General features: G+C 30.0%; 19 protein-coding genes and 1 tRNA gene. 18 read left to right on the forward strand and 2 right to left on the reverse strand.

Going from position 1 to position 21,210, the window contains the following annotated elements; all coding sequences use genetic code 11:
* Window positions 1-25: 25 nt before the first annotated feature.
* From F7O84_RS14870 to rsmG, 5 genes are all read left to right on the forward strand, one after another.
* Complete coding sequence (locus F7O84_RS14870) at window positions 26-1,255, forward strand: YidC/Oxa1 family membrane protein insertase (protein WP_320411234.1); 1,230 nt, start codon at window positions 26-28, stop codon at window positions 1,253-1,255.
* Window positions 1,256-1,266: 11 nt separating this feature from the next.
* Window positions 1,267-1,887, forward strand: a complete 621-nt coding sequence (gene jag / locus F7O84_RS14875) for an RNA-binding cell elongation regulator Jag/EloR (RefSeq protein WP_151147019.1) — start codon at window positions 1,267-1,269, stop codon at window positions 1,885-1,887.
* Window positions 1,888-1,972: 85 nt separating this feature from the next.
* The gene (gene mnmE, locus F7O84_RS14880; protein ID WP_151147022.1) at window positions 1,973-3,349 is read left to right on the forward strand and encodes a tRNA uridine-5-carboxymethylaminomethyl(34) synthesis GTPase MnmE; all 1,377 of its coding nucleotides are present in this window, start codon (window positions 1,973-1,975) and stop codon (window positions 3,347-3,349) included.
* 31 nt (window positions 3,350-3,380) lie between these two features.
* On the forward strand, window positions 3,381-5,267 hold the full coding sequence (mnmG, locus tag F7O84_RS14885; RefSeq protein WP_151147025.1) for a tRNA uridine-5-carboxymethylaminomethyl(34) synthesis enzyme MnmG: 1,887 nt from the start codon (window positions 3,381-3,383) through the stop codon (window positions 5,265-5,267).
* 7 nt (window positions 5,268-5,274) lie between these two features.
* Window positions 5,275-6,006, forward strand: a complete 732-nt coding sequence (gene rsmG / locus F7O84_RS14890) for a 16S rRNA (guanine(527)-N(7))-methyltransferase RsmG (protein ID WP_151147028.1) — start codon at window positions 5,275-5,277, stop codon at window positions 6,004-6,006.
* Window positions 6,007-6,067: 61 nt separating this feature from the next.
* Here the strand turns inward: rsmG and F7O84_RS14895 are convergent, their stop codons facing one another.
* Window positions 6,068-7,024: an alpha/beta hydrolase gene (locus tag F7O84_RS14895; RefSeq protein WP_243140909.1), complete on the reverse strand. Its 957-nt coding sequence runs from the start codon at window positions 7,022-7,024 to the stop codon at window positions 6,068-6,070.
* A 283-nt stretch (window positions 7,025-7,307) separates the two neighbouring features.
* Here F7O84_RS14895 and F7O84_RS14900 point away from each other — a divergent pair, with 283 nt between their 5' ends.
* The 10 genes from F7O84_RS14900 (at window position 7,308) to F7O84_RS14945 (ending at window position 16,161) form a co-directional block, all read left to right on the forward strand.
* Window positions 7,308-8,390, forward strand: a complete 1,083-nt coding sequence (locus tag F7O84_RS14900) for a sensor histidine kinase (RefSeq protein WP_151147031.1) — start codon at window positions 7,308-7,310, stop codon at window positions 8,388-8,390.
* Window positions 8,365-9,006, forward strand: a complete 642-nt coding sequence (locus F7O84_RS14905) for a response regulator (protein ID WP_151147034.1) — start codon at window positions 8,365-8,367, stop codon at window positions 9,004-9,006. Before F7O84_RS14900 ends, F7O84_RS14905 begins: the two co-directional genes overlap by 26 nt.
* A 196-nt stretch (window positions 9,007-9,202) precedes the next feature.
* Window positions 9,203-9,973: a ParA family protein gene (locus F7O84_RS14910; protein ID WP_151147037.1), complete on the forward strand. Its 771-nt coding sequence runs from the start codon at window positions 9,203-9,205 to the stop codon at window positions 9,971-9,973.
* Between the two features lie 3 nt (window positions 9,974-9,976).
* Window positions 9,977-10,876, forward strand: coding sequence for a ParB/RepB/Spo0J family partition protein (locus F7O84_RS14915; protein WP_151147040.1), 900 nt, complete (start codon window positions 9,977-9,979; stop codon window positions 10,874-10,876).
* A gap of 23 nt (window positions 10,877-10,899) precedes the next feature.
* Window positions 10,900-11,412, forward strand: coding sequence for a DUF4446 family protein (locus F7O84_RS14920; RefSeq protein WP_151147043.1), 513 nt, complete (start codon window positions 10,900-10,902; stop codon window positions 11,410-11,412).
* A 52-nt stretch (window positions 11,413-11,464) separates the two neighbouring features.
* Complete coding sequence (locus tag F7O84_RS14925; RefSeq protein ID WP_151147046.1) at window positions 11,465-12,520, forward strand: HD-GYP domain-containing protein; 1,056 nt, start codon at window positions 11,465-11,467, stop codon at window positions 12,518-12,520.
* A gap of 130 nt (window positions 12,521-12,650) precedes the next feature.
* The gene (gene serS / locus F7O84_RS14930) at window positions 12,651-13,928 is read left to right on the forward strand and encodes a serine--tRNA ligase (protein ID WP_151147049.1); all 1,278 of its coding nucleotides are present in this window, start codon (window positions 12,651-12,653) and stop codon (window positions 13,926-13,928) included.
* Between the two features lie 26 nt (window positions 13,929-13,954).
* Window positions 13,955-14,845, forward strand: coding sequence for a DUF3881 family protein (locus tag F7O84_RS14935; protein WP_320411230.1), 891 nt, complete (start codon window positions 13,955-13,957; stop codon window positions 14,843-14,845).
* 130 nt (window positions 14,846-14,975) lie between these two features.
* Window positions 14,976-15,049, forward strand: a tRNA-Arg gene (locus tag F7O84_RS14940).
* Window positions 15,050-15,183: 134 nt separating this feature from the next.
* Window positions 15,184-16,161, forward strand: coding sequence for a 3'-5' exonuclease (locus F7O84_RS14945; RefSeq protein ID WP_151147052.1), 978 nt, complete (start codon window positions 15,184-15,186; stop codon window positions 16,159-16,161).
* Window positions 16,162-16,205: 44 nt separating this feature from the next.
* Here the strand turns inward: F7O84_RS14945 and F7O84_RS14950 are convergent, their stop codons facing one another.
* Entirely contained in the window at window positions 16,206-17,636 is a 1,431-nt protein-coding gene (locus F7O84_RS14950) for a D-alanyl-D-alanine carboxypeptidase family protein (protein WP_151147055.1), read from the reverse strand.
* Between the two features lie 260 nt (window positions 17,637-17,896).
* On the opposite strand from F7O84_RS14950, the gene F7O84_RS14955 reads away from it, so the two are divergent.
* The 3 genes from F7O84_RS14955 to F7O84_RS14965 all read left to right on the forward strand — a co-directional run bounded on the left by F7O84_RS14955 (window position 17,897) and on the right by F7O84_RS14965 (window position 21,124).
* Window positions 17,897-18,235, forward strand: coding sequence for a P-II family nitrogen regulator (locus F7O84_RS14955; protein ID WP_151147058.1), 339 nt, complete (start codon window positions 17,897-17,899; stop codon window positions 18,233-18,235).
* Between the two features lie 119 nt (window positions 18,236-18,354).
* The gene (locus tag F7O84_RS14960; RefSeq protein ID WP_151147061.1) at window positions 18,355-19,572 is read left to right on the forward strand and encodes an ammonium transporter; all 1,218 of its coding nucleotides are present in this window, start codon (window positions 18,355-18,357) and stop codon (window positions 19,570-19,572) included.
* 205 nt (window positions 19,573-19,777) lie between these two features.
* Window positions 19,778-21,124 carry an MATE family efflux transporter gene (locus F7O84_RS14965; protein ID WP_151147064.1) on the forward strand — a complete coding sequence of 449 codons (1,347 nt, stop codon included), beginning with the start codon at window positions 19,778-19,780 and terminating at the stop codon, window positions 21,122-21,124.
* The last annotated feature ends 86 nt before the right edge of the window (window positions 21,125-21,210 follow it).

The raw sequence follows: 21,210 nt of genomic DNA on the forward strand, positions 1-21,210 counted from the left end.
ATAAGGAGGATAATAAGTGATTGGTATGTTAGCAACACAAAGTAGTACGCCTATTATTGGTGAAGTAGCAAGAGTTCTTGGTTGGCTCATGAATGCAATATTTGCTTTTTTAAGTAGTGCTTTTAATATAGAAAATATAGGTTTATGTATCATATTATTTACTTTTATTGTATATACATTAATGATACCCTTAACAATAAAACAGCAAAAGTTTTCAAAACTTTCTGCAAAGATGAATCCTGAAATTCAGGCTATACAAAAAAAGTACAAGGGTAAACAAGATCAACAGTCAATGATGGCTATGAATGAAGAAACAAAGGCAGTTTATAGAAAATATGGAACATCTCCAACAGGTGGATGTTTACAGCTTATTATACAAATGCCTATTTTATTTGCTCTATATCAGGTAATTAATAATATACCTGCGTATGTAATTAGTGTAAAGAATACGTATGATGCGTTGGTAACTGGAATTATGTCAACAAGTGGTTATCAGGCTATTATGGAGGAAATAGGAAAAGGTAAAAATGTTAATCCTGATAAGTTTGATTATTTAAAGGTAGAAACAATAATTGACGTATTATATAAATTTAATTCATCGGATTGGGCTAACTTAGCGGATAAGTTTCCAAATTTATCAACTGTTATTGAGCAAACAGCGGATAAGATGTCACATATGAATAGTTTCTTAGGTGGAATTAATATTTCCGATGCTCCAATTACGAATTTGTTATCCGTTGCAATATTAATACCTATTTTATCTGGATTAACACAATGGTTAAATGTTAAACTTATGCCTCAGCCTCAGACCCCTTCAAATGCAGAGGAAAATCCTATGGCAAATTCTATGAAAACAATGAATGTTATGATGCCTGTCATGTCGGCAGTTATGTCATTTACATTGCCATCAGGTTTAGGTTTATATTGGATTGCGGGTTCAGTTTTTCGTTGTATACAACAATTAGTAATTAACAAGTATATGGATAGTATCGATCTTGATGATTTGATTAAAAAGAATCTTGATAAGGTAAATAAAAAAAGAGAGAGACAAGGACTTCCTCAGATTTCGGCATCAGCGAAAACGAATGTTAGAAGTATAGAAACACCGATAAAGAATGTGGCAAAATCACAAGATAATAAACAGAGCAAAGCAAATGAGACAAGCCAATCGGTTAGTACAGGGAAGGCAAAACCAGGAAGTATTAGAGAAAAAGCCAATATGGTGAAGCAATTCAACGAAAAAAATACTAAATAGGGGGTATTACAATGGATTACATCAAGATTTCCGCAAAAACAGTAGATGATGCAATTACGGAAGCATTAATTAAACTAGAAACAACTAGTGATATGATTGAATATGAAGTTCTTGAAAAAGGTAGTACAGGATTTTTAGGTTTTAACAGTAAACCGGCTGTCATAAAAGCAAGAAAGAAATTTACTGTAGAAGATTATGTAAAAGAATTTTTAAATAATGTTTTTGATTCTATGAATATGGTTGTTGAAATCATAACTAATCTTGATGAGATAAATAATAACTTAGATATTGAACTTAAGGGTGAAGATATGGGAGTTTTAATTGGAAAAAGAGGACAAACCCTAGATTCGCTGCAATATTTAATTAGTTTAGTAGCAAATAAAAATAGCGAAAACTATTTAAGAGTTAAATTAGATACAGAAAATTATAGAAAAAGAAGAAAAGAGACCTTGGAGAATCTTGCACACAACATATCTTACAAGGTAAAAAGAACAAAGCGTCCAGTTTCATTGGAACCTATGAATCCATATGAAAGAAGAGTGATTCACTCTGCATTACAAAATGATAAGTATGTAGTAACACATAGTGAGGGTGAAGAACCATATAGACGTGTGGTAGTAACACTAAAATAATTATATTAAATGGGGACAGTCAAAAGACTGTTCCTATTCGTATGTTAGGCAGATGAAATAAATCTGCGTAATTGGAGGAATTAAAATGAATCATGATACAATTGCTGCAATTGCAACAGCAATGAGTAACTCTGGAATCGGAATTGTAAGAATCAGTGGTGAGGATGCAATTCCAATTGTAGATAAAGTTTTTAAATCCATAAAGAATGATAAGAAGTTAGCAAATATGCAAACACATACCATACATTATGGTTATATTTTGGATGAAGAAGAGTTAATTGATGAGGTTATGGTTCTTATTATGAAGGGACCAAACAGTTATACAAAAGAAGATACAGTTGAAATAGATTGTCACGGTGGAATATTAGTTGTACAAAGAGTTTTAGAAACAGTTATTAAAAATGGAGCTAGATGTGCAGAACCAGGTGAATTTACAAAAAGAGCTTTTTTAAATGGAAGAATTGATTTATCACAGGCTGAGGCAGTTATTGACGTGATTAATTCAAAAAATAAATTTGCTTTAAAAAATTCTTTGAATCAATTAAAAGGTTCAATTCATGAGGAAATCATAAGAATAAGAGAGATATTAATTTATCATATTGCATTTATAGAGTCAGCACTTGATGATCCAGAACATATTAGTTTAGATGGGTATAATAATCAACTAGTTGAGGTTTTGGATCAAGTATTAGATAAGTTAACTGTAATGCTAAAAAAAGCAGATGATGGTAAGCTATTAAAAGAAGGTATAAAAACAGTTATCATAGGTAAACCAAATGTAGGTAAATCATCTTTGTTAAATTATCTAGTTGGAGAAGAAAAGGCAATAGTAACGAATATAGCAGGTACAACAAGAGATATTATTGAAGAGAATATAAATATAAATGGGGTTAGTTTAAATATAATTGATACTGCAGGAATAAGAGAAACAGAAGATATAGTTGAGAAAATCGGAGTTGAAAAGTCAATTAGATATGCAAACGATGCTGATTTAATTATTTATGTTGTTGATTCATCCACGTATTTAGATGAAAATGATGAACAAATATTTAAGTTATTAAAAGATAGAAAAGCAATTATTTTATTGAATAAAATAGACCTTGATATGTTAACAACAAAAAAAATGATTGAGGAAAAAACGGATAATGTAGTAATTCCCGTATCAGTAAAAGAAAATGATGGAATTGATAGTTTAGGTGAAACAATTAAGAATATGTTCTTCCATGGAAAAATTGAATTTAATGATGAAGTATATATAACGAATGTACGCCAAAAAAACTTAATAAAAGGAGCCTTTGAAAGTCTAAAGCTTGTAAAAAACAGTGTTTTGGACGAAATGCCTGAAGATTTTTATTCGATTGATCTAATGGATGCTTATGAACAACTTGGACAAGTAATTGGTGAGGCAGTAGAGGACGATTTAGTAAATCAGATATTTAGTAAGTTCTGTATGGGTAAGTAATATTTCCGTATAGATAAAAGGAGATATAAGTATGTCAACGTTAATAGAAAATTATGATATTGTTGTTGTCGGTGCTGGGCATGCGGGGTGTGAAGCTGCATTGGCATGTTCAAGGTTGGGACTTGAAACCATTATTTTTACAGTAAGTGTAGAAAGTATAGCACTTATGCCATGTAACCCAAATATTGGTGGTAGCTCAAAAGGACATTTGGTTCGAGAAATTGATGCTTTGGGTGGAGAAATGGGTAAAAACATAGATAAAACTTTTATCCAATCAAAAATGTTAAATAAGTCCAAAGGGCCTGCCGTACATTCTCTTCGAGCACAAGCCGATAAAGCAGAATATAGTAAGAGTATGAGAATGGTTTTAGAAAATACCGATCATCTTACGATAAAACAAGCAGAAGTAACAGAAATAGTGGTAGAAGACGGTATAATTAGAGGTGTTAAGACATTTTCTGGAGCGATTTATAATTGTAAGGCTGTAGTATTATGTACAGGAACATATCTAAGTTCTAGATGTTTATATGGTGAAGTAATTAATTACACTGGACCAAATGGATTACAGGCCGCTAATTATTTATCGGATTCTCTTAAAAAAAATGGAATAGAGATGTTTCGTTTCAAAACTGGAACTCCTGCTCGAATTGATAAAAGATCTATTGATTTTAGTAAAATGGAGGAACAATTTGGAGATGAAAAAGTAGTACCTTTTTCTTTTGATACGAAACCGCAAGAGGTTCAGATTGAGCAAGAATCATGTTGGTTAACTTATACAAATGAGAAAACCCATGAGATTATAAAAGATAATTTAGATCGATCACCAATTTATGCAGGTATCATCGAAGGAACAGGTCCAAGATATTGTCCTTCTATAGAGGATAAAGTTGTTAAATTTGCAGATAAGAGTAGACATCAGGTATTTCTTGAACCTGAAGGGCTATATACCAATGAAATGTATGTGGGAGGAATGTCAAGTTCTTTACCAGAAGATGTTCAATATAAAATGTATCGAAGTGTCAGTGGACTTGAGAATGCCAAGATTGTTAAAAATGGATATGCAATTGAATACGACTGCATTAATGCAAGACAGTTAAATCCGACTCTAGAGTTTAAGCATATAAAAGGTTTATTTAGTGGAGGACAATTTAATGGTAGTTCTGGATATGAAGAGGCAGCGGCACAGGGATTAATAGCAGGAATCAATGCTGCTTTAAATGTCTTAGGAAAAGAGATGATTGTAATTGATCGTTCACAAGCTTACATTGGTGTATTAATTGATGATTTGGTAACAAAAGAAAATAGAGAGCCATATCGAATGATGACATCAAGGGCAGAGTACCGACTTTTATTAAGACAAGATAATGCTATTTTTCGGTTAGCTGGAATAGGAAACAAGGTTGGTTTAGTAAATGACGAAAAATATAAACATATACTCGAATTAGAAAAAAAGATTAAAGAAGAAATAGAGAGACTTGAAAATACATTTGTTGGAACATCTGATGAAGTTTTGGAATTATTAGATAAGTATGAAAGTACACCTTTAAACTCAGGAACAGATTTGGCTGAGTTAATAAAAAGGCCTGAGTTATCTTATGATGTGATAGCACCTATTGATAAAAACAGAGAAATATTAGATGAAAAAATAACAGAGCAGGTTAATATTCAAATAAAATATGAGGGGTATATTAAAAGACAATTAAAACAGGTAGAACAATTTAAAAAAATTGAGAAGAAAAAAATACCTGAGAATTTTGATTTTAATCAGATCAATGGATTAAGAATTGAGGCAAAGCAAAAATTGAATTTATTCAAACCAGTTTCAATTGGACAAGCCTCTCGTATATCAGGAGTTACCCCCGCAGATATATCTGTTTTGTTGGTATTTATGGAGCAATTAAGAAATCGTAATCAGTGAGGTTTAGATGAATAATTATAATGTTGAAAAGTTACTAGAAGGAACCAAGCATCTTAAAATTGAACTAACAAACGAGCAAGTTAATCAATTTATTACTTATTATGAATTATTAGTTGGATGGAATAAAGTAATGAATTTAACTGCGATAACAGAATTTAATGATGTGATGCAGAAACATTTTGTTGATAGTTTAGCAATTGTAAAAGCAATTGAATTAAACGGTAAAGATAATCTTAAATTAATAGATATTGGAACAGGGGCAGGATTTCCTGGAATTCCTATAAAGATTGTATTTCCCTCTATTGAAGTTGTATTACTTGATTCGTTAAATAAAAGGATTCAGTTTCTAGATGAGGTAATTAAAAAGCTTAATTTAGATAGAATTAAGACAATACATGGAAGAGCTGAAGATTTTTCAAAAGAAAAAGAATATAGAGAACAATTTGATTTATGCGTATCAAGAGCAGTTGCAAACCTTGCAACGTTATCAGAGTATTGTATGCCATATGTTAAGATTGGTGGAAATTTTATTCCTTATAAATCAGGAAGAATTGAAGAGGAATTAGAAGGCTCAAAAAAAGCAATTCATGTATTAGGAGGTAATATTGAAAAAGAAGTTTTATTTCAATTACCTAATTCAGATATAGAAAGAGCATTTGTTGTGATTAATAAAAAGAATCAGACTCCTATGAAATATCCTAGAAAAGCGGGAGTACCAACAAAAAGTCCTATTATTTAAAAAAGGCTGTTGCAAGTTGCAACAGCTTTTTTTCTAATAGAAAAGTTTATAGAAAAATATTTTAATTATTATCAAAAAATACATTTATTTGATCGAAAAATATACTTGGTTTTTCTATATGAGGATAATATTTTGTTTGATCAATAATATAATTTTCAATGGATGGATTATAATAAGAATAGTTTTCTATTATAGTTTTGATATTTGTGTAATTTTGTCCTCCAATTATATAAATACTATTATTAATTTCTTTTAGTGCATGTATAATGTTTACATTTGTATAACAACCTTTTATACTAGCGAATAAGTATTTTCCTTGGCAATTTTGCAAATGTGCCGATTCATAAAATAAATCTAAGTAATTTGCAATTTTACTAGAATAGACATTAAACTTTTTGGTTAGGTTTTCTTTTACATGCTTTCGAGAAAACAATATATTATATATAAGAGTACCTATTATTGGAGAGTCAAATAGTATTTTAAGACTAATACTTTTTTTACTTGGAGCAAAGTTTAATTGATATAAGTCCTGTGGATTTATAACCATAATTTTATGGAATAAATTTGAATCATTATGACAAGCCATTAGTGTAAAGGAAGACGAAGATCCGCTTGCAATTACATTTGTTTTATGGCCAATAATATTTTTAATAAAATCTGATATCAATTGTACATAAAGATAATTTGTGTAAGTTAAATATGGTTTATCAGATAATCCACAACCAAGCAAATCTAGTGTGTAAACGGTATGATTTAGCGATAATTTCTTTATAACTTCCTTCCATTCTAATGAAGAAGAGGAAACATCCAAATCATGAATTAACAAAAGAGGAGAACCCGTTCCTTGTTTGGTGTAAAAAACTTTACCAAATCTCCAATTATAATAATTTCCCTTTACAGGAGAAACATTATTTTTTAAAGTCGCCGAAACATAAATGATTTTATTTACAATAGATACAGTTAATGCAGTTGCAGTTCCAAATAAAAATGCATATTTCATCTTGTTTTTTATACTCATAGACTCAAACTCCTTTATTAATATTATCTTCATTTGGCTTACTGTAAGTAATAGGAGATTTTTTTCTCTATGTACAGAGCACTCTAGAAAGATTTTGTTTTGTATTCTGATAAGTTATATTATAGTTCATTCTACTGCTATATACAAATATAATTTTATTACCTTTTTTTAAATATCTTAAGAAATATGTTATATTATGAAAGTTAATCAAATTTTTATTTAAAAAATGTCGAAAATGAAGTAAAATAATACTATGTGATAAAAAATATAATTAGGAGATAAAATGAGGGATAAAAATAAATCAGACGGGATAGGAAAAATATCTTTTGATAAGTTAAACGATTTTATTTCTGAAATGTATATTGATTTTGTACATGAGAAGGAAAAAATAGAATCAAACTATAATCGTAATTTGAAATGTATTGACGTAGTTAAGTCTAATATAGAAAATTTAGAAAATGAATTATCTTGTGACCAAAATATATTTAAGCCTAGTTATTCCATAGTAGAAAATGATGAGAAATTAAATAAATTAAAAGTTGAACTCGAAGTGCTATTAAAAGAAAATGAGGAATTAAACAGTCGATTACTTTATATAGAAAATACAATAAAAAAAATAAATCACTTACAGATAAATGAAAATGAGAATATTGATTATTTTAATGATTATAATAATACAAGTAAAATTGAAATATTAAGAAGCCAAGAGTTTGAAAGAAAAAGAATTGCCAGAGATATTCATGATACGGTTATTCAAAAATTAACAAATATGATTCATAAATCTGAATTTACACTAAAAATAATGGATATAGATAATATAAGAGCAAAACTAGAGTTAATGACAATATCTAACAGTATTCGGGAAATCATTGATGAGATGAGAAATATAATATATAATTTAAGACCTATGGCATTTGATGATATTGGAATTGATGTTATAATTGAAAGGGAACTCGTTAATATAAAAGAAAATGGTATTAAAGTAAGCTATGATGTAATTGGTGACAGTACCAATGTAGATCAAATTGTTCAAATAACTTTAGTTCGTATTATTCAGGAAGCCTGTAATAATGCATTAAAGCATTCAGAATTTACAGAATTTTATGTAAAGATAGAATATAGTAAGGATAATATTGAAGTTTACATCAAAGACAATGGTAAAGGATTTGAAATACCAAAAGACAATCATATTAAATATGAATCAAAATCTGGCTTTGGATTATCCATGATGAGAGAAAGAGTCTATCTTTTATCAGGTTTAATAAAATTTGAATCAAATAAGGATAAAGGAACTATGATTTATGTTAAAGTTCCTAAATGTTTCAGGGAGGAAAGAAAGGATGCCAATAAACATAGCAGTTGTTGATGATCACGTAATGGTAAGGGAAGGGCTTATTCAGTTATTGGAATTGGATAAAGATATTAAAGTAGTGGGACAAGCTGGAGATGGTACACAGTGTCTAGAATTATTAAAAAACATGGATGTTGATGTATTACTTTTAGATATTAATATGCCTACAATGAATGGTTTGGAAGTTTTGAAAATTATGAGAGAAAGAAAGGATAATACAAAAGTTATTGTTCTTACGATTCATAATGAAGTAGAGTATCTAGTTAAGGCAGTGGATATAGGTATTAATGGATATATGTTAAAAGATTCCGATTCGGATGAATTAAAGAAGGCAATATATTGTGTTAATGAAGGTGAAACATATATTCAACCAAAGCTATCTCCTATGTTAAACTCACGTTTGATTAATAGAAATGAAGATGAAAAGAAGATAGAGTGTTTAACAAGAAGAGAATTTGAAGTTTTAAAATTATTAGCTGAAGGTATGTTTAATAAAGAAATTGCATCAAAATTAAACATAAGTGAAAGAACGGTTAAAAATCACGTTTCGAATATATTTAAAAAGATTACTGTTGCAGATCGTACACAAGCTGCTGTATTTGCAATAAAAAATAATATTATTACTGTATAATGTTTCACGTGAAACATATAAGAGGAAAGAAAATTAATTTATATTTTCTTTCCTCTTATATGTATAATTTAAAATAATATTTAAACTAAAAATAAATATAATGTTTCACGTGAAACATTATATTTACCTATGGCTAATAAAATAAAAAGGTGATATAATAAAAAAAGTGATTAAAAATTTAAGAAAGGGGATTCAAATGGGAAGAATTATTGCAGTTGCTAACCAAAAAGGTGGAGTAGGAAAAACGACCACCACAATAAATTTATCCGCCTATTTAGCGGAACTCGGAAAAAAAGTATTAACAATAGATATTGATCCCCAGGGAAATACCACTAGTGGATTAGGATTAGATAAAAACTCTATCGAAAACACGATTTATGAACTAATGTTAGGGCAATGTGAAATCAAAGAGTGTATGCAAGATAGTATTATGGAAAATTTGTATGTAATCCCATCCAATGTTGATTTAGCAGCGGCTGAAATTGAATTGATAGGAATTAACGAAAAAGAATATATAATGAAAAAGGCTGTAGATTCGATTAAAGATGATTTCGATTTTATATTAATTGATTGTCCGCCATCTTTAAATATGTTAACAGTAAACGCTATGACTACAGCAGATACAGTACTGGTACCTATTCAATGTGAATATTATGCATTAGAAGGTCTATCACAGTTAATAAGAACAATCAATTTAGTAAAAACACGATTGAATCCAAAACTAGAAATTGAAGGTGTAGTATTTACAATGTATGATGCAAGAACAAACTTATCCTTGCAAGTGGTTGAAAATGTAAAAGCAAATTTAAAACAAGCCATTTATAAAACAATTATTCCGCGTAATATAAGATTAGCAGAGGCTCCAAGTCATGGACTTCCTATTAATTTATATGATGCAAAATCTGCTGGAGCTGAAAGTTATAAGTTATTAGCAGAAGAAGTAATACATAGAGGAGAGGAGGAATAAACCGTGGCAGTAAAAACAAAAGGTCTTGGAAAAGGTTTAGATATTTTAATACCCGAAACAGTTATGAAAGATGATAAATCAAAAGTAATTGAAAAAGTAGTTGAAAAGCCAGTCGAAAAGAAAATAAAAATAACTAAAATAGAACCAAATAGAGAACAACCAAGAAAAAATTTTGAAGAAGATGCTTTGCTTGAACTTTCGGATTCAATAAAACAATTTGGTATTATACAGCCGTTAGTAGTTCAGGAGAGAGATGGATACTATGAAATAATAGCAGGAGAAAGAAGATGGAGAGCAGCTAAATTAGCTGGTCTAAAAGAAGTACCTGTTGTTATAAAAAAATATACCGAACAAGAAATATTAGAAATTTCTTTAATTGAAAACATACAAAGAGAAAATTTAAATCCAATAGAAGAAGCTTTAGCTTACAAAAAGTTAATTCAACAATTTAACTTAAAGCAGGATGAGATAGCAGAAAGAGTGTCCAAAAGTAGAACTGCGGTTACAAATTCGCTTCGGTTATTAAAATTAGATGATAGAGTTCAACAAATGGTGATTGATGATAAAATATCAACAGGACATGCGAGGACTCTAATAGTAATTGAAGACAATGATTTACAATACCATCTAGCTAATCGTATTTTTGATGAAAAATTAAGTGTAAGAGAAACGGAAAAATTAATAAAAAAAATAACCTCGGAAAAGGTCGAAAATACCACAATAAAAGAAAATAATAATAATGATTTTATATTTAAAAACATAGAGGATAAAATAACATCTATAGTTGGAACAAAAGTTAAAATTAATCAGAAAAGCAATAATAAGGGAAAAATAGAAATAGAGTTTTATTCGAATGATGAATTAGAAAGAATTTTTGATTTACTACAATCGATAGAAAGCTAAGGTTTTTATAAGCGGAGGATGAAATGAATTTAAATGTTTTGGATTATAATATTTACTTAGAACCACTTTACTTATTAATTGGTTTTGCGGTCTTTGATTTATTGATTTTTATAATTGCTATAATTTTGATGGTTAAGTTGGGAAATTTAAAAAAGAAATATAATGTTTTCATGAAGGGCGAAAATGGAAAATCTCTTGAAAAGATGATATTAGAAAAGTTAAGTGAAATCGAAACGCTAAAAGTTTCAGATAGTAAGAATAAAGATGATATCAAAAAAATTAACGATGTTTTACTATCTACATTTAAAAAAGTTGGTATTGTAAAATATGATGCGTTTAATGAGATGGGCGGAAAGTTAAGTTTTGCAGTAGCACTATTAAATGAAAAGAATAATGGTTTTATAATCAATGCAATGCATAGTAGAGAAGGTTGTTATACATACATTAAAGAGATAATAAATGGTGAATCTTACATTGTGCTTGGAGATGAAGAAAGAAAAGCATTAGATGAAGCGGTTGGGAATGTTGGAATGTAGTTAGTTTGTCTTCTATGATAAGGTTTACATAATATAAGCGGAGTATGGAGATATGAAGTTAAAGAATGTGAGTGATTTAAAAGGTGGCGAGTTTTTAGCAAGACCTGTATGTATTGGAAGTGATATCATTCTTATTTATGAAGGGACATGCTTAAAGGAAGAATATATAAAAAAACTACGGGAATTAGGTGTTCAATACGTATATATAAGAGATGACAACAGCGATGATGATACAGAAGATAAAAGCAGCATTACAAAAGATAGTATTGTTGAAGATTACAGAGAAAAGGTTAGAAATCTATTAGAACGTCATGTGTATAGTAGTAGAGCAGAATTAGCCGAATTAAAAGAAATCGCTTATGAAATCATAATTGATATTATGAATGAAGATGATGTAGTGGAACAAATAGAGAATTTAAAAGAACATGAAGCTGATATATATGAGCATTCAATTAATGTTTGTGCACTCGCAGTTTTATTATCAATAAAATTAAAATTAGAAATGGAAACAATTCATTCAATTGCCGTGGGAAGTATTCTACATGATATTGGTTTTCGATATATACCAATCTCTTATGCAAATAAGATCATGAGTGAATTAACCAGAAAAGATTTAAATGAGTTTAAAAAGCATACGATATATGGATATATGGCAATTGAATATGAAGATTGGTTAACAGCAGAAAGTAAAGATATTATTTTGTCTCATCATGAAAGAATTGATGGAAGTGGTTATCCGCTAAAGAAGAAAGAAATAAAAGATACGACACAAATAGTATCGATATGTGATGAATATGATACTTTACTCTGTGGAATATGCTGTAAACCAATGAAGACCTATCAAATCATCGAAAACTTAAAAGCGAAAAGTGGAATTGCATTTGAGGAAAAATATATTAAACTTTTATTAGATTTTATTGCTCTTTACCCAAATGGTACTAAGGTGATTACCAATGAAGGAGAGATTGGAATTGTAATAAAACAAAACTCAACATTCAAGGAAAGACCTATTATTAGTATTATTAAGGATAAATATGGAAACAATATAAATCAAGAAAAAGATTTATTAAAGCATTTAAACATTTTCATAGAAAGTGTTATTGATTAAGAAAAATGGATTAAAAATTCAATTAATCTTTACTTGAAAATTAAAATATACTATCATATACAGTATATTATTTTTACCATAAAAGAATAAATAAAAGTATTGATAAAATGCTTTGTAGGAGGAATATATCATGTTAGATATTAAGTTATTGAGAAATAATTTCGACGAGGTAGAAAAGGCGCTTGCTTCAAGAAATGAGGATTTTGATCTAAGTAAGTTTAAAGAAATTGATGAAAAGAGACGTCAGTTATTAGCAGAAGTTGAAAAATTAAAAGCAGAACAAAATGCAGTGTCAAAACAAGTTCCTATTATGAAAAAAGAAGGAAAAGATGTAGCTTCCGTATTAGAAGAAATGAAAGTTCTTTCTGAAAAAGTAAAAGAACTTACATCGGAAGTATCAGCTGTTGAAAAGGAATTAAATAATTATCTTCTTACCATTCCTAATATACCAAATCCATCTGTACCAAAGGGATCAACGGATGAAGATAATGTGGAAATTAGAAAATTTGGTGATCCAACTAAATTTGAATTTGAGCCTAAGGCACATTGGGACTTGGGTTCTAATTTGGGTGTAATTGATGCAGAAACAGCAGCTAAGGTATCTGGTTCAAGATTTACTTTTTATAAAGGTGCAGGAGCAAGATTAGAACGTGCAATCATGAACTTTTTCTTAGATACTCATACAGAAAAACATGGGTATACAGAAGTATTTCCTCCTTTTATGGTAAGTAGGGAAAGTATGACTGGAACAGGTCAGTTACCAAAATTTGAAGAAGATGCATATAAAGTATTAGGTGATGGAAAAGAGTATTTTTTGGTACCTACTGCTGAAGTTCCTGTTACCAATATGTATAGAGAACAGATTTTAGATGGTAGTCAACTTCCAATTCTTCATTGTGCATATACTGCATGTTTTAGAGCAGAAGCAGGATCAGCAGGAAGAGATACAAGAGGATTAATTAGACAACATCAATTTAACAAAGTAGAGTTAGTAAAGTTTACAAAACCTGAGGATTCTTATGAAGAGCTAGAAAAGTTAACAAAAGATGCTGAGGAAGTACTACAGCTATTAAATCTTCCATACCGCGTCGTAAAAATTTGTATTGGAGATTTAGGATTTACTGCCGCAATGAAATATGATATTGAAGTATGGATGCCTAGCTATAATCGATATGTAGAAATATCTAGCTGTAGTAATTTCGAGGAGTTCCAATCAAGACGTGCAAATATAAAGTATAAAGATAATATAAAAGATAAAGCAAAATATGTTCATACCCTAAATGGTAGTGGTGTAGCCATTGGCCGTACCACAGCAGCTATCTTAGAAAATTATCAGCAAGCAGATGGAAGTGTAAAAATTCCAGAGGTTCTAGTACCTTATATGGGTGGTTTAACGGAAATAAAATAAATAAAGAATGATTTAGGTGAAATGAGGTGAGTTTAGTGCACAGTTACTTAAGAGCAATTGGTTTTAGTAATATTAAAAAGAAGAAAGATTTAGATTCATTAATGAATTTTGCTATGCAAAGCCCAGATAAAAAAGAAATGGCGGAAATAGAGGAAAGTTGTTTGTTTACAGAAATATCGAAGGATTTTACAAAAAGTGTTGGAATAAACATTCGTGGTGAATATAATGAAGATAATGAATTTAGTACAAGTTACTATTATCCATATTTTAAAGGAAAAGGTATTACCACAAATGAAGATGTTTCAGTTGAAAAACATGCTGAAAAAGAATCCTATGCTGGTATCGTAGATGATGTTAAGGTAGGAGTATCCTTGATTTTTTATCTGCAAAACATTGCAGAATATATAAATGAAAAAAGAATAGGTACTTTGGCTAAACAAAACATTTCGATTACTCTTTCCGCATTATCAATAAGTGGAACAATAATTCTACCAATAAGTAAAAGTGAAAAGCAGTTAAAAAATACAAAAGAGGCATCAATCAATAGAAACACTTTAATAGCAGCCGCTAGAAATGGTGATGAAGACGCAATCGAGAGCTTAACATTAGAAGATATTGATACTTATACCATGATATCGAAACGCATTTTAAATGAGGATGTTTTTACGATTGTAGATTCCTATTTTATGCCTTATGGAATAGAATGTGATCAATATTCCATATTAGGTGAGATTACTGATATGGAAGTTGAGACAAATACTTACACACAGGAAGAAATCTATATCCTTACATTAAATACAAATGCAATGACCTTTGATGTTTGCATTAATAAGAAGGATCTGGTTGGTGAACCTGAAATTGGAAGAAGATTCAAGGGGATTATATGGATGCAAGGAAAAATTAATTTTCCTGTGTAGTAGGAAAAGATTATAATTATATCATTGACTTTATGCAAATTTGCATATAAAATAAAATATGTTGCTGCTATTTGGCAACATATTTTCCTTGATATGACATGGCGATACAGGAATTAAATCTGACAGTTATGCACTTATAGCTCAGTAGGATAGAGCGACCGCCTCCTAAGCGGTAGGCCGCTGGTTCGAATCCAGTTAAGTGCATTATGAATAAAAAGGAAAGTTCTAATTTATATGAACTTTCCTTTCATTATAAAGATATGTATATGTTCTAAATAACTATGACACGAGAGATTAAAGTAAGCTCTCACGATTACCATTGTTTAGGTGGTGTATGTATGAATTATATAGTTCTAGATTTGGAATGGAATCAATGTCCAGATGGGAAGGAAAATGAAAATAAAAAACTTCCATTTGAGATAATTGAAATTGGTGCGGTTAAACTAGACTCAAATTTTCATAAAATAAGTGAATTTAGTGAATTGATTAAACCATGTGTATATGGAGAAATTCATTATAAAACAAAGGAAGTCATTCAATTAAACATGGAGGAATTAAATTCTGCAAAGACTTTTACACAAGTCTGTCAATCATTTCTTAAATGGTGTGGACAAGATTATATTTTTGCGACTTGGGGAAGTATGGATCTAACAGAACTTCAAAGAAATATGAAATATTACGGCTTGAAGTATGAATTTAACTATCCTTTAAAATATTATGATATTCAAAAAGTATTTAGTCTATTTTTTGAAGAGGCAAAGGCTAAAAGAACATTAGAATATGCAGTTGTTTATCTAAATATTAAACGAGAATATGATTTTCATAAAGCAATATACGATGCTTACTATGCTGGAAAAATATTAAGTTTAATTGATTCGGATTTTTTACAGAATAATGAATCAATTGATTATTATAAACCGCCTCAATCAAGAGAAGATGAGATTTTTATCCAATATAAAAGATATAGTAAGTATGTTTCAAAAGCATTTGCCTCAAAGGAAGAAGCAATGTCAGATAAAGAAGTCACTAGTATGAAATGTCATTGCTGTAATCGAAATCTTAAGAGAAAGATTAGATGGTTTTCTATTAATTCGAAAATACACTATGCACTAGGTTATTGTGAAGAACATGGGTATATGAAATGTAAAATAAGAATGAAAAAAAACGACGAAGATAAATATTTTGTCATTAAGACAATAAAGGCTGTTAATGAAGAAGAAGGTTTATTAATTCGAACAAAAAGAGAAGATTTAAGATTAAAGAGAAGGTTAAAAAGGAAAAACAAAAAAGAACATCCAAGTGAATTTAATATATAATTAAAGAAGAAAAGTAATTTCAATTATGAAATTACTTTTCTTCTTTATCTAAAATCAAAGTCATTAAATTTTCTACTCAATCTTCTGTTTCTTCTAATTCGCCTGCGTCTAAAAAAATGATAGTTTCTAAATAAAAAGATGAATAAAATTAGTAATAAAATTAAAACGAATATTATAATAATGGTTGCAATGATTTGTGTTTTTGAAAAAATAACAACCTTTTTATCTGTATTATTGGATTTTGTTTCTTCGGGTGTAGCATCCTTTTGCGTACTAAAATTAAAATCTGGGATATTAAGATTAGTCAATTCAATTGTTGTTGAGCCAATCTCCTTACCACCATAGGAATAGGATAAAGTAGCAAATGAGTTGCTTCCATCATTCGTGTAATTTAAAACAGATTTAGCATCAGAAAAAGCTGCCGTATTTGGAAGAATGATTTCACCATTTTTATTAATCTGTATCATAGAATCTGTGTTTCCAAATATAGTTGATTCGGTGTCATAAAAGCTTGCATTTTGAATCGTGTAATTTTTTTCGTTATCTGATATGTTTAATATTTGAAAGTTTTCAAAGCCCCAGTCAAATAGCTTGGCCGTTTCTGTAAATTGAAAAGGAGATTCTGTCTTCATGATTACACAAACCAATTCTAAGTCACCACGTTTTGCAAACGTTACTAATGTTTGTCTAGCAACATTTGTATAACCTGTTTTTCCACCAATGCAGTCTGGATAGGCGTATAATCTTTTTGGAAGCATCTTATGGTGATTTGATAAGGGTCTGGACTCTTCTTGGAGATTGGTAGGCGGTATAGTATAAGTTGTTGTTGCAGTAATGGTTCGAAATGTTTCATTTTGCATAGCTGCTCTTCCAATTAAAGCTAAATCATAAGAAGAAGAATAATGAGTTTCATCAGGTAGTCCATTTGCATTGCTAAAATGTGTGTTTTTACATCCCAATTCCTCTGCTTTTTTATTCATCATATCTGTAAAGCCCTCAATGCTTCCGCCAACATGCTCAGCAACAGCATTTGATACCTCATTGGCACTTTCAAGCATAATTCCATATAAACACTGCTCCATCGTAAGCTGTTCCCCTTCGGTTATACCGATATGACTACTTCCACGCTCAATTGAGAATACAGCATTTTTAGAAAAAGTAACAATCTCATCTAGACTACTATTTTCAAGAGCAAGAAGTGCGGTCATTATCTTGGTTGTACTTGCAGGGTAAAACTCTTCATTAATATTCTTTTCATAAAGAATGGTTCCTGTATTGATATCCATTAATATGGCTGACTCAGCCTCTACATGTGGGCCAGAAGGCCACACTGTGGATAAATCAGTTTCCTCTTCAGAAGTATTCTCAATTGATTGCTCTGATTGTGTGTTGGCTGTGGCAAAGGCTGGTAATATATTTGAAAATAATGTAATCGAAAGAAGTACACTACATAATAAAAGCTTTCGTTTTTTCATTTTTAAATCTCCTCATAATTCATATAGTCCTTATTCATTATAGGGTATTTTTCTATACTTCGCAATTATAAATCAACTTATTCACAAAAAAAACAAAATAGTATTTGACAAATAAAATCAAAGGTGTATAATTAAATCAAAGAACAAAGGCGTTTCTTAATGTTAATATTAAGAAACGCCTTTTTGTTTTATACTTATAATATGTGCATTTATGTAAGTTCTATTTTGTTATCTTTATTATCTTATGAGGAGGTATTATTATGAAGAAGTTAGAGATTATTATTAAATCAGAAAAACTAGATGATTTAAAAAGTATTCTTGATGAATGCAACGCCAATGGACTTATGATTACGAATATTATGGGATATGGTAATCAAAAGGGTTACAAGCAAATTTACAGAGGAACCGAGTATAGTGTAAATTTACTTCCAAAAATTAAAGTTGAGACTGTAGTTGCCACAGAGTTATCGGAAAAGATTATTGAAAGAGTAACCAAAGAAATTAATACAGGAAATTATGGAGATGGTAAGATTTTTATTTACGATGTGGAAGATGCAGTTAGAATTCGTACAGGTGAGCGTGGGCATGATGCTCTATAGGGATGTTAAAGTTATAAAATTATTTGAATTAAATCAATTTATTAAATGTTATCGAAGAAGATAATTAACCAAGATGTAAGTCGAGGTTAATTATCTTTTTTTAAGAGGAGGAAATAAAAATGAATGATGTTTCGTTATTATTAAATGTTGTTTGGACAATGATTGCAGCAATACTTGTTTATTTTATGCAAGCAGGTTTTGCCTTGGTAGAGACTGGTTTTACAAGAGCTAAGAATGCAAATAATATTCTTATGAAAAATATGATGGATTTTGTAATAGGTACTATTTTTTATTTTGTATTAGGTTTTTCAATTATGTTTGGTACGTCAGCAGGAGGTGTAATTGGAACTTCAGGTTTTTTTAATCCTACCAGCCTTGCAGATGCAGATGGTTTATTTAATGGATTACCAATTGGTGTATTTTTAATTTTTCAAACTGTATTTTGTGCTACGTCAGCGACCATCGTATCAGGAGCAATGGCAGAGAGAACTAAATTTATTTCATACTTGTTCTATAGTGCATGTATTAGTATTTTTATTTACCCAATCACTGGTCACTGGATTTGGGGAGGCGGCTGGTTAGGAGAACTTGGTTTTCATGATTTTGCGGGTTCAACAGCAGTTCATATGGTTGGTGGAGTTTGTGCATTAGTCGGAGCAAAAATACTAGGTCCAAGAATTGGTAAGTATGATAAAGATGGAAAAATAAATGTTTTTCCTGGTCATAATATTCCATTAGGAACACTAGGTGTATTTATTCTTTGGTTTTGTTGGTTTGGATTTAATTGTGGTTCAACTGTTTCTGCCACAACAAGTTTGGGTGATATTGCTATGACAACAAATATTGCAGCAGCAGCAGCTACTATGGCTACACTCATAATTACATGGGTAAGATATGGAAAACCAGATGTATCTATGACTCTAAATGGTGCTTTAGCCGGCCTTGTGGCTATTACAGCAGGATGTGATGTCGTAACAAATTACGAAGCAATGTTAATTGGAGTAATTGCAGGTATATTTATTGTATTTGTTATTGAATTTGTGGATAAAAAATTAAAAATTGATGACCCAGTTGGAGCAATAGGTGTGCATGGAGCTTGCGGCTTTTTAGGTACGGTATTAGCTGGTGTATTTGGGGAAGGAGTTTCTCTTTTGACACAATTTATTGGTGTACTTTCTGTTCTTGCATATGTATTAGTATCAGCCTTTATTATATTTACTATTATTGATAAAACAGTTGGATTACGCGTTTCACCAAAAGAAGAAGAAGAAGGGCTAGATATCCATGAACATGGTTCAAGTGCCTATGCAAACTTCAGATTACATGATGATAGATAAAATAGATGAATATACTCCGTAATTAAAAGTAATAAATTTTATTATAATAATCCTCGTTATTAGTTGACAAAATAATATATATATGTTAGTTTAATGAGGTTGAAAATAATAAAAAAATTGCTTTGAGCTATAGCTTTTCCTGTTTCTGATTTATAAACAGTTGAAAATCTATAGCTTTTTTTGATGAAAGGAGTATAGAAAAATTATGAAAGAAAATTCCATTCATATGATGGAAAGTAAGAATATATTTCATTTGTTACTATCAATGGCTATTCCACCCATGTTGTCCATGCTGATTCAGTCATTGTATAATATTGTTGATAGTATATTTGTAGCTCAATTAGGTGAGGAAGCCTTAACTGCTGTTTCCATTGCATTTCCATTGCAAAATCTGGTATTAGCCGTTGCAGTTGGATTAGGAGTAGGTATTAACGCATGTATGGCAATTAATATGGGAGCAAAAAATAAAGAAGAAGTTAATAAGACAGCAACAAATGGAATCGTATTAACACTATTTCATTCCTTTTTATTTGTAATAATTGGGTTGTTTTTTGTAAAGCCTTATTTACAATTTTTTACAAACAATAATCAAGTATTTCAATGGGGAATGGAATATAGCCAAATCGTAATATGTTTTTCTTTTGGAAGTATGTTACATATTAACATAGAAAAAATGTTTCAAGCATCTGGAAAAATGGTAATTCCAATGATTTTGCAAGGAGTAGGGGCAATTGTTAACATCATTTTAGATCCAATTTTAATATTTGGAAAATTTGGCATACCTGCTCTTGGTGTAAAGGGAGCAGCAATAGCAACGATAATAGGGCAAATGAGTTCTTTTATATTAGCACTTATCATGTTTTTAAAAACAGAAAAAGATATTCATGTTAGTATCAAAAAATACCCGCCAAATGCTTCCTTGATAAAAAAAATATATTCCATTGCAGTCCCTTCAGGGATCATGATGTCACTACCTTCCATATTGGTTAGTGCCTTAAATGGAATTTTAGGAGCTTTTTCTCAGACAGCAGTAGCAGTCTTTGGATTATATTACAAAATCCAGACATTTGTATATATGCCTTCCACAGGAGTAATTCAAGGAATGCGACCGATTATTTCCTTTAATTACGGGGCAAAAAGGTATGATAGAGTAAAAGATGTAGTAAGAAGTAGTTTGTTTGTAGTAGCTGGAATTATGACGTTAGGAACTATTTTCTTTCTCAGTGTACCAGAACTTATTTTATCGATGTTTCATGCAACACAGCAAATGAATGATATAGGAATTTACACCTTGAGGATTATTGGATGTGGGTTTATATTTTCTGCTGTAGGTGTGATTTGTTCAGGTGTGTTTGAGGCTTTAGGGAAAGGAAAAGAATCATTGATGATATCTTTGTTAAGACAATTAGTTATTATAATCCCATTATCTTATCTTCTTGGAAGAGCAATCGGAATACATGGTGTATGGATATCCTTTCCTATAGCAGAAATAATAGCAGCACTTGTTTCAGTTGTATTGATAAAAAAGGAATTTAATAAATTTGACAGTTAATATCTAATGAAATATAAAATAAGTATATTGTTAGCATAGATAGAATGATATAATAGATAGAATAATAAATAGTTTAGCTAAGGATA

Origin of the sequence: Candidatus Galacturonatibacter soehngenii (genome assembly GCF_008830185.1) — a bacterium.
Classification (GTDB): Bacteria; Bacillota; Clostridia; order Lachnospirales; family Lachnospiraceae; genus Lachnotalea; species Lachnotalea soehngenii.